11 protein-coding genes are annotated in these 12,039 nt (G+C 56.0%); 3 read left to right on the top strand and 8 right to left on the bottom strand.

Annotated features, from left to right (window positions below; all coding sequences use genetic code 11):
• Nucleotides 1–7 precede the first annotated feature (7 nt).
• Nucleotides 8–1,909, bottom strand: coding sequence for an ATP-binding cassette domain-containing protein (locus IEX44_RS01755; protein ID WP_188688098.1), 1,902 nt, complete (start codon nucleotides 1,907–1,909; stop codon nucleotides 8–10).
• A gap of 289 nt (nucleotides 1,910–2,198) precedes the next feature.
• On the opposite strand from IEX44_RS01755, the gene IEX44_RS01750 reads away from it, so the two are divergent.
• The 3 genes from IEX44_RS01750 to IEX44_RS01740 all read left to right on the top strand — a co-directional run bounded on the left by IEX44_RS01750 (nucleotide 2,199) and on the right by IEX44_RS01740 (nucleotide 4,427).
• Nucleotides 2,199–2,459: a hypothetical protein gene (locus IEX44_RS01750; RefSeq protein ID WP_188688097.1), complete on the top strand. Its 261-nt coding sequence runs from the start codon at nucleotides 2,199–2,201 to the stop codon at nucleotides 2,457–2,459.
• Between the two features lie 124 nt (nucleotides 2,460–2,583).
• A complete protein-coding gene (locus tag IEX44_RS01745; RefSeq protein WP_188688095.1) occupies nucleotides 2,584–2,832 on the top strand; it encodes a hypothetical protein in 249 nt (82 codons plus the stop codon).
• 140 nt (nucleotides 2,833–2,972) lie between these two features.
• Entirely contained in the window at nucleotides 2,973–4,427 is a 1,455-nt protein-coding gene (locus IEX44_RS01740) for an MltF family protein (protein ID WP_188688093.1), read from the top strand.
• A gap of 94 nt (nucleotides 4,428–4,521) precedes the next feature.
• Here the strand turns inward: IEX44_RS01740 and IEX44_RS01735 are convergent, their stop codons facing one another.
• The 7 genes from IEX44_RS01735 to ppsR (IEX44_RS01705) form a co-directional block, all read right to left on the bottom strand.
• Entirely contained in the window at nucleotides 4,522–7,089 is a 2,568-nt protein-coding gene (locus tag IEX44_RS01735; protein ID WP_188688091.1) for a [protein-PII] uridylyltransferase, read from the bottom strand.
• A gap of 11 nt (nucleotides 7,090–7,100) precedes the next feature.
• Nucleotides 7,101–7,910: a type I methionyl aminopeptidase gene (map, locus tag IEX44_RS01730; RefSeq protein WP_188688088.1), complete on the bottom strand. Its 810-nt coding sequence runs from the start codon at nucleotides 7,908–7,910 to the stop codon at nucleotides 7,101–7,103.
• A 121-nt stretch (nucleotides 7,911–8,031) separates the two neighbouring features.
• Nucleotides 8,032–8,292: a cell division topological specificity factor MinE gene (gene minE / locus IEX44_RS01725; RefSeq protein ID WP_188688086.1), complete on the bottom strand. Its 261-nt coding sequence runs from the start codon at nucleotides 8,290–8,292 to the stop codon at nucleotides 8,032–8,034.
• Nucleotides 8,293–8,295: 3 nt separating this feature from the next.
• Nucleotides 8,296–9,105, bottom strand: coding sequence for a septum site-determining protein MinD (gene minD / locus IEX44_RS01720; RefSeq protein ID WP_188688085.1), 810 nt, complete (start codon nucleotides 9,103–9,105; stop codon nucleotides 8,296–8,298).
• Between the two features lie 82 nt (nucleotides 9,106–9,187).
• Complete coding sequence (gene minC / locus IEX44_RS01715; protein WP_188688083.1) at nucleotides 9,188–9,913, bottom strand: septum site-determining protein MinC; 726 nt, start codon at nucleotides 9,911–9,913, stop codon at nucleotides 9,188–9,190.
• 136 nt (nucleotides 9,914–10,049) lie between these two features.
• Nucleotides 10,050–10,868 (bottom strand): posphoenolpyruvate synthetase regulatory kinase/phosphorylase PpsR, encoded by an 819-nt coding sequence (gene ppsR, locus IEX44_RS01710; protein WP_188688081.1) that lies wholly within the window; start codon nucleotides 10,866–10,868, stop codon nucleotides 10,050–10,052.
• Nucleotides 10,869–10,896: 28 nt separating this feature from the next.
• A complete protein-coding gene (gene ppsR / locus IEX44_RS01705) occupies nucleotides 10,897–11,715 on the bottom strand; it encodes a posphoenolpyruvate synthetase regulatory kinase/phosphorylase PpsR (protein WP_188688079.1) in 819 nt (272 codons plus the stop codon).
• Nucleotides 11,716–12,039 lie beyond the last annotated feature (324 nt).

The following is a 12,039-nucleotide window of genomic DNA, read 5'->3' as shown; positions in this document are numbered from 1 at the left end:
GAACCGGTTAGCGTCGTGCTTCCAGCTGTTCCCAGCGTTCCAGCTTTTCCAGCAGACTGGTCTCGATGGTTTCTACCCGTATTTGCATCTCACGTGCCTTATGTGGGTCAGTCCGGTAAATGTCCGGGTTAAGCAGCGCTTCGTTCAACTGAGTCTGTTCTTGTTCCAGCGCGGCAATCTCATCGGGTAGCCGATCCAGCTCACGCTGTTCGTTAAAGCTTAGCCGGGCAGGGCGCTGACGGCTGCGTTCTTGTGATTTTTCAGCGACAGGCTCTTTGCGGACCGCCGCTTGTTGCGTTGCTGCGCGGGCTTTGAGCATGCGTTCGCGCGCTTGTTGCCAGTCACTATATCCGCCCGCGTTTTCCAGCAGAACACCCTCACCCTCAAAAGCAACAACTTGTGTGACGACGTTATCAAGAAATGCCCGGTCGTGGGACACCAGAAACACGGTACCAGGATAATCAATCAACAGTTGTTCCAGCAGCTCCAGCGTATCGATGTCCAGATCGTTGGTCGGTTCATCCAGCACCAGCACGTTGGCGGGGCGTGTGAACAATCGCGCCAACAACAGGCGATTGCGCTCTCCGCCCGAGAGCGAGCGCACCGGGCTGCGGGCACGTTCGGCCGGGAACAGGAACTCTTCCAGATAACCCATGATGTGTTTGCGCGAGTTACCAATCTCAACGTACTCGTTACCCTGACTGACGACGTCGGCGACTGTCGCGTTTTCATCCAGTTGCTCGCGGAACTGGTCAAAATACGCGACCTCAATCTTGGTGCCGCGCTGGATCGTGCCGGTATCGGGTTCAAGTTCGCCCAGGACCAGCTTCAAGAAAGTGGTCTTGCCCACGCCATTGGGGCCAATCAGCCCAATCTTGTCGCCACGGATCAAGCGTGTACTGAAATCTTTCAGGATGACCTTATTGGCAAAGGCCTTGTTGACCTGCTCGAACTCGGCAATCAGCTTGCCTGACCGATCGCCTGCATCCAGCTGGAACGACACATTACCGATGCGCTCTCGCCGTGCGGCACGATCCCTGCGCAGTTGCTCCAGTCGACGCACGCGGCCTTCATTGCGGGTGCGGCGGGCTTCAACACCTTTGCGAATCCATACTTCTTCCTGCGCCAGGAATTTGTCGAACTTGCGATTGACCGTTTCTTCCTGGGCCAGCAGTTCAGCCTTGCGCGTTTCAAAGGTCGAGAAATTGCCAGGAAAACTGGTGATATGGCCACGATCCAGTTCAATGATGCGGTTGGCCACGTTATCCAGGAAGCGTCGATCATGCGTAATAAACAGTACGCTGCCGGTGAAATTGTTCAAAAGGCCTTCCAGCCATTCGATGGCGCTAACGTCCAGATGGTTGGTGGGTTCATCAAGAAGCAGAATCTGCGGTTCGCTGACCAGCGCGCGTGCCAGGGCGACGCGTTTCTTCCAGCCGCCAGATAGATCTGCCACGGGCGTTTGCGGCGGCAGGCCAAGATGGCTGAGTGTCCCTGAGATCAACACATCGAAACGCCAGCCATCCCTGGCTTCCAGGTCATGCTGTAGTTGCATCAGGTGTGCCAGTTTTTCTTCACTGCCGTCCTGGGCATCAGCGACGGCGTGGTAGTCGACCAGCAACTGGCGCAGGTCCCCCAGGCCTTCAGCCACCGCTTCAAAAACGGTCTGGCCAGGCTGGAACTCCGGCTCTTGCGCGACAAAGGCCATTCGCGCGTTCTGTGCGATCCGGATGTCGCCATCGTCCAGCACCGCCAACCCGGCAATGGCCTTGAGCAGCGTGGATTTACCCTGACCATTACGGCCAATCAGCCCCACACGCTCGCCTTCATCGACAGCGAATGTGGCGTGATCAAGCAAGGGCCAGTGGCCATAGGCAAGGCTGGCGTTTTCTACATAAAGCAAAGGCATGAACGATTCCTGGACAGCTAAGGGTGCCGAATGGGTGGCGGGTTCCGGTTGTCGGCCAGCAGCATCAGGCGACAGGCGGCGATGGCAAGGCAGGCACGGCTGGCCATTTTACCTGTTCGCTCGCGCACTTGAAGCTTTTACGCGGTAAAGCGGGTTATCCGGTGCAGCTCGCTGGGTAGTCGCTGTCCCTCTGACGAGGGATAAAACCCTCCTCCCGCAGCAAGTCGGGCAACGGGCTACCCCTCAGGTAGTCTATGCTGGTCCCGATGGCCCACCTGGAGGACTCACCATGCCCCAAAAACTGTTTTATCAATTCGATCCCAACGAACAGGATGAATTCATCAGTGCTTGCGAGCGTCATGGTTATGTGTACGAGGATTTTGACGTGGTCGCAAACGATGCCTTGCTCAATGGCGCAGGTGAACACCAGCGCGAAATCAGCGTGGCGCGATTTGACCGCATCCGCATGTATCTGGGCAGTGAAGGCCCCATAGGCTGGTTGCGCGAGTTCGAAACGGATCTGGCGCGGGGTAGTTTCTCGCAAATGTGATCAACCCCGGCGACGTTCAGGCGTTGTTACCTCATCACCGGCGCACCGCCTGGGCGCCGGTGATGTCATATCCGGTCCGGCAAAACGGGCCACCCAGGCCTGATTGCCGCCCAAGGAGTGATGGATGTCTGATGTCGTTGAAAACTTGCCGTGGGATCAGCGCATTGCGCTGGATGTCGCGTTGCAGACGCTTTCCAAAGATCACGAAGATTTCGATTTTCATCTGGAAGGCCAGTCCTGGCTGGACGGGGTGGCCGGGCAAATGGCGCGGCTGACCGTCCAGCGCCGCGCTGATGGCAAGACTGGCCGTTATACCTTTGATGAGGGAGATACCGGCTGGGCGCACCGTTTTGCTGTCGATTTTGCCCACTAGGCAAGCACATCAGCGCAGGCCTGCGGGCTGCGTGCGGATGGGTCGGGTGCATGCAAAAGGCATGCGGCAATCCCGCAAAACAGGCCTTTTGTGAGTTTGGTACTGGCATAAAACTTACATCGCCTCCTAAAATGCGGCGCATGAACCAGGCCAAATCCCTGATTTACCTACTGCTGTTTATCTTTGTTATTGGCAGCGGCAATGCACTTGCCGCTAACCACAGCCCCAAAAGAGCGCGTGCTGTGGCCAGCCAGAAAGGTGAACACCCGGCGCTCAACAGTCAGACCGAACTGGGCGACCAGGATTATGATCCAGCCAACCCGCCTGGCCAGTTGCGGGTGTTGGTCGCGCTGGGGCCCTCCACCTTTTTCTTCCAGAACGGTCGTCCGCATGGCGTGGAATACGCCATGCTGCTGGAACTGGAAAAATTCCTGAACCGTAACCGGTCCAAAAACGCATCACCGCTCAAATTGATGTTTGTGCCGGTAGATAGCGGTGAACTTATTCCTTCGCTACGGGCCGGCAAAGGAGATATCGCGGCCGGGTTGATGCCGGTGAATGAGGGCTCGAAACAACTGGTCGCCTTCACTCAGCCTTATCTGCGCGACCAGTGGTGCGTGGTACAAAACCCGAATACTCAGGTCATGAGTGACATCAAAGATGCAGATGGTAAAACGCTGACGCTGGCCAGCGGCAGCTATGCCCGTCGTCTGTTGCTGGATTATCCCAAAGTCATTACGCGGGATGCCGCAGCCGGCACGACTGCAGAGGCCGTATTGGGCAGCATCCAGACCGATGACAGTATCGCCACGCTTTCCAGTCGTTATGTCTCTGATTTGTGGGGCAAGAAATACCCCCGCTTGCGTGGCGATGCCTGTATTCAGCCATCGATTGACGTAGCGTGGGCGATCGACCAGAGCAAGCCGCAGTTGCTGGCAGAACTCAACCGTTTCATTAGCGGTAGCGGTGCCGGCATGGCGCAACGTGCACTCAAGGTAACCCAGCGGTATTTGTCCAGTGATGCCAAGATCAGCAACCCCAATCAGTTGAGTGCCGTGGATAAACTGGGTTTTTTTGCGCCTATGTTCCAGTTGGTGGCATCTGCCAACAATATGGACTGGATGTTGCTGGCAGCCATTGGCCAGCGTGAAAGCACGCTGCATCCGGTGATCCGCAAGAATGGCCCGACTGGCATCATGCAGATCAACCCGTCTACCGCGCGCAAAATGGGCGTGACCAATCCGCATGACAATGAGCAAAACGTCACTGCGGCGGCACGTTATCTGGTGTACCTGCGCGACATGTTCAAATCGCCAGATATTGAACCGGATGATCAGCTGGCGTTCATGATTGCCGCATACAATGCGGGTGAAGGGCGCGTTCAGCAACTGCGCAAGAAAGCGCAAGCGCAGGGACTGGATCCAAATCGCTGGTCAGGCAACGTAGAGAAAGTCGCCCGGCAAACGATGGGCGGCAAGCTGCTGGATTACGTCTCTACCGTCAACCGCTATTACCTGGCGTACCAGGGGGCTTCTCATGCTGCTTCTGTACCCCAGGATGAAGTTGCCTCGGCCGTGGCGGACAAAGATCGCTGAGTATCATTGGCCAAGGTTGCGCCATCAACAAAAAAGCTGCATCGGGTGATGCAGCTTTTTTGTTTGTGCCTTGAATGACGGCTGGACCGCTGGACTACAGTTGCAGTGCCGCCAGCAAATCACCTTCGAGGTGTCGCACGGAGCGCTCATCGCCCAGAATCTGCCCAGAAATAAGGAAGTTATCCTCAGCCCGCTCACCGAGCGTCATGATCTTGGCCGACTGGATCTCAATCCGGTTGGCTGCCAGGATGCCGGCGATGGTCGACAACAGACCTGTGCGGTCACCTGCGGTGATTGACAGTACCTGATATTTGCCGCCGCGTTCATCCGCGCTGATTTCCACACGTGGTTGAATCGGAAAGTGTTTGAGTTGCCGTGACAAGCGCGCTTTACCGGGCGGCGTCAGGGGGGCCTGGCGGGCAATCTGGTTGGCCAGTTCGTACTCGACATAGCCGATCAGATCGCGATAGCCATCCTTCTGATGATCAGGGATGTACACATAAAAGCTATCGAGCGCGTAGCCGTGGCGTGTGGTGTGGATGTGTGCATCAAAGATCGAGTAACCGGCTTTCTCAAAAAAAGCGCAAATGCGTGCGAACAGATCTGCGGCATCTTTGGTGTATACCAGGACTTGCAGACCTTCACCCGATTCTGACAATTTGGCGCGCACCACCGGCACGTCGGTATCAATACGGGAGAACAGCTGCCGTGTGTGCCAGGCGATTTCGCGCGCGTCATGGCGCAGGAAGTAGATCGTGTCGAGTTGATCCCAGAACGTCTGATGCGCGTCATCACGCAGCCCATACAGGCGTAACAGGCGAAGCGCTTCGGCCTGGCGGTCTTCCAGCCAGGATTGCACAGGCATGCTGCGGGCAGAGAGGAAACGTTGGGTGGCTTTGTACAGGTCTTCCAGCAGCTTGGCTTTCCAGGCGTTCCACACCTTGGGACTGGTGCCGCGAATATCGGCGACCGTCAGCAGATAGAGCGCAACCAGGTGGCGCTGATCGCCGACCAGATTGGCAAATTCTTCCACGACTTCCGGATCGTACACGTCACGTTTCTGCGCGAACGATGACATAACCAGATGATGCTTCACCAACCACGGAATCAGTTTGCGGTCTTCCGGATCAATCGGGTGCTCGTTACAGAAGTCTGCGGCAATTTTCTCGCCCAGTTCAGAGTGGTCGCCGCCACGGCCTTTGCCGATATCATGGAACAAGGCGGCAATATAAAGGGTTTCGGGTCGGTCGAACTCGGCAATCAGCCGGGAGCAGAACGGATATTCGTGCGTGAATGCGGCAACCGCAAAGCGGCGCACGTTACGCAGCACCATGAGCGTGTGTTCGTCCACGGTGTACACGTGAAAGAGGTCATGCTGCATACGCCCGACAATCTTGCCAAACTCGGGGATGTACCGCCCCAGCACGCCGTACTGGTTCATGCGCCGCATGATGCGTGTCAGCCCCGCAGGCTGACGGAATAAATCGATAAACAGTTCTTTGTTGCGTGGATTGGCGCGGAATTCATCGTCAATGCGTGATCGGGCATGCCACAGCGCGCGCAGCGTCTCGGGCGCAATGTCGGCCGCGTAGTTTTCTTGCTCGAAAACGAGGAACAATTCAAGAATGGCCGATGGGTCTTGCTGGAAAACATCCGGGCGGGTGATTTCCAGCACCGGACCACGCAACTGGAACCGCTCGTTCAGTGGCGTGACCTCAACCCCAATCTGCGAAAAAATCTGCGTACGCAACGCTCGCACCAGCAACGGCGTTAATTGGCTAACGATACGCGCGGCCAGATAGTACTGCGCCATCAACTGTTCGCTGGCGCGCTGCTTCTGGTTGTCGACATACCCAAAATCAGCCGCCATCGGGTTCTGATAGTCAAACAGGATGCGGTCTTCGTGGCGCTTGGCCGTCCAGTGCAATTGAATGCGAATACAACGCAGCACACGTTCTGCCCGGCGCAGCTTCTGGCTTTCTTCATGGGTGAGCATGCCCAGTGCCGCGAGCTTGCGCCAATTGTTGCCCAAGCCCAATGCCGAGCCAATCCAGCCGATCAAATGCAAGTCTCTCAGACCGCCTGGTGCTTCTTTGACGTTGGGTTCCAGTTTGTAGGTGGCATTCTGGAACCGCGCATACCGGGCTTGTTGTTCCAGCAGTTTGGCGTCAAAAAATTCTTTTGGATCAATATGCCGGTGCACCGTATCGCGAAACTCGGTAAAGCGTTGCCGATCACCCGTGAGACAACGGGACTCCAGCAATGCCGTCTGCACGGTGATGTCTTTTTCCGCTTCCGCAAGACAATCGGGCAGGGTACGCACGCTATGGCCCACTTCCAGGCCAATATCCCACAACTCGCCGATGAAGATTTCCAGCTTTTCCAGCAAGGCCGGGGAGGGCTGATCTGGCAACAGCATCAAGAGATCAATATCCGAATACGGGTATAACTCGCCGCGCCCGTAACCCCCCACCGCCACCAGCAACATGTCAGATTCAAACCCGTGTCGGTCCCACAACTCGATCAGGGTGCGATCAGTCAGATGCGCCAGCGCCTGCAACAGTGGTGCCGCTTTGGCCGGGTTACTGAACTTGCGGTGCAGTTCGGCTTTCTGGGCCGCGTGATGTTCGCGCAGGGCGATGACTGAGCGCAGGGCGGTCATGAGCGTTCCGGTTATCCGAGCAGGTATTTTTCAGGTTTGGGCTGTACGCCTGCCGACATGGTCAGGATTTCGTAACCGGTTTCAGTCACCAGCACGGTGTGTTCATACTGGGCGGAGAGCGAGCGGTCTTTGGTGACGATGGTCCAGCCATCCGGCATGGCGCGGATTTCGCGCTTGCCCAGATTGATCATGGGCTCCACGGTAAAGATCATGCCCGGTTTCAGCTCAATACCCGTCCCCGCTTTGCCGTAGTGCAGTACCTGCGGATCTTCATGAAAGTGATCGCCAATGCCGTGGCCGCAGAACTCACGCACGACTGAATAACCGGCTTTCTCGGCATAACGCTGGATGGCCTCGCCGATGTCGCCTAGATGTGCGCCCGGTTTGATCTGCTCAATGCCGATCCACATGCTGTCAAAGGTGACCTGCGCCAGTCGTTTGGCATGGGCCGGGACTTTGTCGCCCACCATGAACATGCGGCTGTTATCGCCGTGGTAGCCGTCTTTGATCACCGTGACGTCGATGTTTACGGTGTCACCATTTTTCAACGGTTTGTCATTGGGAATGCCATGACAGATCACGTTGTTGACCGACGTGCAGATGGACTTTGGGTACGGCGTATACCCCGGCGGCTGGTAACCCAGCGGGGCAGGGATGGTTTTTTGCACGTTGACCATGTACTCATGGCACAAGCGATCCAGCTCTTCGGTGGTCACGCCTGGCTGCACGTGCGGGGTGATGAAATCGAGCAATTCCGCGCCGAGCCGGCCGGCTACGCGCATTTTTTCGATTTCTTCCGGTGTTCTGATGGCTACTGACATAGTGTGTATTCCCACATCGGCACAGCGGGTTTACCCGCTGCGCAAAAGACAAGAGAGGCGATCGCCTCTCTGCCGGTCACGTTAACAGTGACTTATTTTATGCCTGTCAGGCGCGGCGTGCTTAGCGGCGCGCGGGTTCAGGCAACACGATGTTCACTTCCAGTACCTCGAAATCATCTTTCTTCTCGAGTTGTACCTTGATGTCATCGGCGTTGATGGCGACATATTTGGAGATGACGTCGATCAACTCTTTTTGCAACTGGGGCAGATAGTCCGGTGCATCACGACCAGCGCGTTCGTGCGCCAGAATGATTTGCAGACGCTCTCGCGCCACGCTGGCGGTTTTTTTCTTCTCGCCAAAGAAATAGCTCAGGATCGACATGGCTTAACCTCCGAACAACCGCTTCCAGAACGGCTGCTTCGGGACTTCGATAAAACGCAGCGGCTTGTCTTCACCCAGGAAACGGGCAACGACGTCTTTGTAGGCTTCCGAGACATCCGTACCTTCGTTATGAATGGCCGGCGTACCCGCGTTGGATGCTTGCAGCACGGATTCGGATTCCGGAATCACGCCAATCAGCGAAATGCGCAAGAGGTGTTGAACATCATCCAGCGACAACATCTCGCCGCTATCCACACGCTTGGGCGAATAACGGGTGATCAACAGATGCGTCTTCACGCTACCACCTTCTTCGGCCTTGCGGGACTTGGCATCCAGAATACCGATGATCCGGTCAGAGTCACGGACCGAGGAGACTTCCGGATTGGTGGTCACAATGGCTTCGTCGGCAAAGTAAAGCGCCAGGAAGGCACCGGTCTCAATACCAGCCGGGCTGTCGCAGATGATGTAGTCAAAACCGTCGTGGGTCAGTTCCTTGAGGACTTTTTCCACGCCTTCTTTGGACAGCGCTTCTTTGTCGCGTGTTTGCGAGGCAGGCAGGATAAACAGGTTGTCGCAGTTCTTGTCTTTGATCAGCGCCTGACGCAGGGTGGCTTCACCCTGGATGACGTTCACGAAGTCATACACCACGCGGCGTTCGCAACCCATGATCAGGTCAAGGTTACGCAGGCCCACGTCAAAATCGATCACGGCAGTTTTGAAGCCGCGCAACGCAAGCCCGGATGCAAAGCTAGCGCTGGTAGTGGTTTTACCCACGCCGCCCTTGCCGGAGGTGACAACAATGATTTTGGCCACAAAAAATCCCCTGTAGGTCTGGATTCGGTCAGTGATGCAGTCGGCAATCCGACTGTACATGTATATAAGTTGCTGGCTTTGCCTACGACAGCGTCAGTGTTTCAATCACGAGTTTGTCTTCGTTTAGCAACACTTGCGCCGGCTTCGATTTGAGCGAGGCCGGCAAAGATTCGTCCAGCGTGCGATAGATACCGGCAATGGAAACAAGCTCTGCTTCCATGCAGGTGGTGAAAATACGGGCGTTGGCATCACCCCGGGCACCAGCCAGTGCGCGACCGCGCAAGGGTGCATACACGTGGATATTGCCGTCCGCGATGACTTCGGCACCGTTGGAAACCAGTGCCATGACGATCAAATCGGCATCTTTGGCGTACACCTGCTGACCGGTACGGACCGGGCGGGTGATGACCATGGTGGGCGTGCGCTCCGCAATGACCGGCGCAGCGGGTGCCGGAGCCGGAGTCGCCGCAGGCAGGCTAACGCCCTCATCCGACAGCACCACAAGGCCAGCTTCACGCGCGGCAATCTGCTGCGCTTCATTGCCACCATAAGCGCCCACGGGCTGCAAGCTGAACTGACGCAGCACATTGACCATGGCAGTGACTTCAATTGCACTGGGAGTTTGCGGTAACTGGTTGAAATCAATAGCGAGTTGATCGCCAGACAGCATATGATCCCGGCCGCCCAGTTTGGCCTGAAGCGCGGCTTCCAGCGCGGCGATATCGGTGGTGGCTGGCACAAAGGTCAGCAGTTTGAGCCCGATATTCTTGAATTCAAAAGCAGAGGCTTCGCTACGGGATCGGGACATAAATGGCTTCGGGCCGGACGTTCAAAGGCGAGAGTGTACCGCCTCCGGCGCAGGCGCGGAAGTTGTCGATGTCATTTGCTGTAAGTGGGGTGAGGTAGACAGGCGGAGCGCACTGCAAGACTGGCGGCACGCCTTATCAATAGCAGCGACGCTTCAGCCCTGCCTTGACCATGATGGTAGTCGACAACTCTTCAATCGACAGCCGCGTGGTATTCAAAAACGGGATGTTCTCATGCTGCATCAGGCTTTCTGCCAGAGCCACTTCCTGTTCGCAGGTTGATAGCTGCGCATACTGGCTATCCGGTTTGCGAGACTGCCGGATTTGCGACAGGCGCGCGGGTTCGATGGTAATGCCGATCAGCTTGTTGCGGAACGGATGCAGCGGCTTGGGCAAGCGGTGATCGGCAAAGTCTTCCGGCGTGAATGGGTAGTTGGCGGCTTTGATGCCATATTGGAGTGCCAGGTAAAGACACGTTGGCGTTTTGCCCGCACGTGATACACCGACCAGAATGACATCCGCGTCCTGCAGGTTTTTGGCCATACCGCCATCATCATGCGTGGTGGCGAAATTCACCGCATCGATCCGGTCTTTGTATTCTTCAAAATTGGTGATGGCGTGTACTTTGCCGGCGGTGTGGCTGGACTGGCGCGCCAGTTCTTTTTCCAGCGGACCAATAAAGGTCTCAAAAAAATCCAGCGTCAGCGCTTCTTCAATCACAAAGAGCTTGCGCAGGTTTTCACTGATAAAGGTAGAGAACACAACCGGCCTGCACTGATCTGCCGCGGCCTGCGCCTTGATCTGCGCAACGGCTTGCAGTGCTTTTTCTTCGGTATCGATAAACGGCAGCACAATGCGGCGGAAATTCACGTCATCGAACTGCGTAATCAGGCTGTGTCCCAGCATTTCTGCGGTGATGGCGGTACGGCCAGAGACAAAAAAAGCGGTGCGGATCATGAAGCTACCCAAGGGACTGCGTTACAGGTCAGAAAGTGCGTCGCGTCAGCCCGGTGCGATGCATGATGGTAGTGGCCAGTTCTTCAATCGAGCGCGTGGTCGAACTCAGATACGGCACGCCGACGTGGCGCATCAGCGCCTCTGCCTCAGACACCTCAAACTGGCAGTTATCCAGCGCGGCGTAACGGCTGCCAGGTTTGCGTTCCTCGCGGATTTGCGCCAGCCGATCGGGGTCGATCGTCAGGCCAAACAGTTTGGTGCGATACGGTAGCAACAAGCGTGGCAAGGTATGTGCGCCAAAGTCTTCGGGTGTGAGCGGGTAATTGGCCGCCTTGATGCCATATTGCAGCGCCAGATACAAACATGTGGGTGTTTTGGCCGAGCGCGAAACGCCAATCAGGATAATGTCTGCTTCGTTCAAATCTCGCGGCATGACGCCATCGTCATGACTAATGGCGAAATTAACAGCGTCAATCCGGGTTTTGTATTCCTCGAAATTGGAAATACCGTGAGATCGGCCGACGGTATGTGAAGATTCGCGCCCCAATTCCTGTTCCAGCGGGCTGATAAAGATTTCAAAAAAATCCAGCGTCAGCGCTTCTGGCACATGGGTGATCTTGCGCAGTGATTCATCCACCATGGTGGTAAAGACAATGGGGCGGCATTGATCGGCGGCGGCCTGTTCGCGGATGCGGGCGGCGGCTTCAAGCGCCTTTTCTGGTGTATCGATAAACGGCAGGGCAATGCGGCGGAAATTGACGTCATCAAATTGCGTCAAAAGCGAATGCCCGAGCATTTCTGCGGTAATCCCGGTGCGGTCTGAGACAAAAAACGCGGTACGCGGCATGGTTCAGCAGCTCCGTAGGGCCGTCATTTCAGAGAGATAAATTTATCCAGCATAAATGAGTTAGCAAAGTGTCATATTGCCGAAACCCCTAAACGCACCGTTTGGGCGACAACTGTGTGTCAGATATTGCAATTGACACACACAATTGTGATAGTTCATATCGCGTACACGTAACATAAACTCAATAAAAATCAGACTATTGGCGAGAGTTGGGGCTTTCCCGATGCGGGATTTTCCCGTAAAGGATTTCGCCAACTATGCGACGGTTTGCCCCAGCCTAGAATGAGAGGAATCCATTCTGCAACGCAACATTCTGACGAGGTC

Source organism: Silvimonas amylolytica (genome assembly GCF_014645555.1).
In the GTDB taxonomy this organism is placed as follows: Bacteria; Pseudomonadota; Gammaproteobacteria; order Burkholderiales; family Chitinibacteraceae; genus Silvimonas; species Silvimonas amylolytica.
The sequence above is the reverse complement of the archived record's forward strand: the minus strand, read 5'-3'. Positions and strand labels throughout refer to the sequence as shown.

What these genes read in the sequence shown, in the direction of transcription:
- IEX44_RS01755 (WP_188688098.1), bottom strand. Translation starts at nt 1,909, where the DNA reads ATGCCTTTGCTTTATGTAGAAAACGCCAGCCTTGCCTATGGCCACTGG.
- IEX44_RS01750 (WP_188688097.1), top strand. Translation starts at nt 2,199, where the DNA reads ATGCCCCAAAAACTGTTTTATCAATTCGATCCCAACGAACAGGATGAA.
- IEX44_RS01745 (WP_188688095.1), top strand. Translation starts at nt 2,584, where the DNA reads ATGTCTGATGTCGTTGAAAACTTGCCGTGGGATCAGCGCATTGCGCTG.
- IEX44_RS01740 (WP_188688093.1), top strand. Translation starts at nt 2,973, where the DNA reads ATGAACCAGGCCAAATCCCTGATTTACCTACTGCTGTTTATCTTTGTT.
- IEX44_RS01735 (WP_188688091.1), bottom strand. Translation starts at nt 7,089, where the DNA reads ATGACCGCCCTGCGCTCAGTCATCGCCCTGCGCGAACATCACGCGGCC.
- map (WP_188688088.1), bottom strand. Translation starts at nt 7,910, where the DNA reads ATGTCAGTAGCCATCAGAACACCGGAAGAAATCGAAAAAATGCGCGTA.
- minE (WP_188688086.1), bottom strand. Translation starts at nt 8,292, where the DNA reads ATGTCGATCCTGAGCTATTTCTTTGGCGAGAAGAAAAAAACCGCCAGC.
- minC (WP_188688083.1), bottom strand. Translation starts at nt 9,913, where the DNA reads ATGTCCCGATCCCGTAGCGAAGCCTCTGCTTTTGAATTCAAGAATATC.
- ppsR (WP_188688081.1), bottom strand. Translation starts at nt 10,868, where the DNA reads ATGATCCGCACCGCTTTTTTTGTCTCTGGCCGTACCGCCATCACCGCA.
- ppsR (WP_188688079.1), bottom strand. Translation starts at nt 11,715, where the DNA reads ATGCCGCGTACCGCGTTTTTTGTCTCAGACCGCACCGGGATTACCGCA.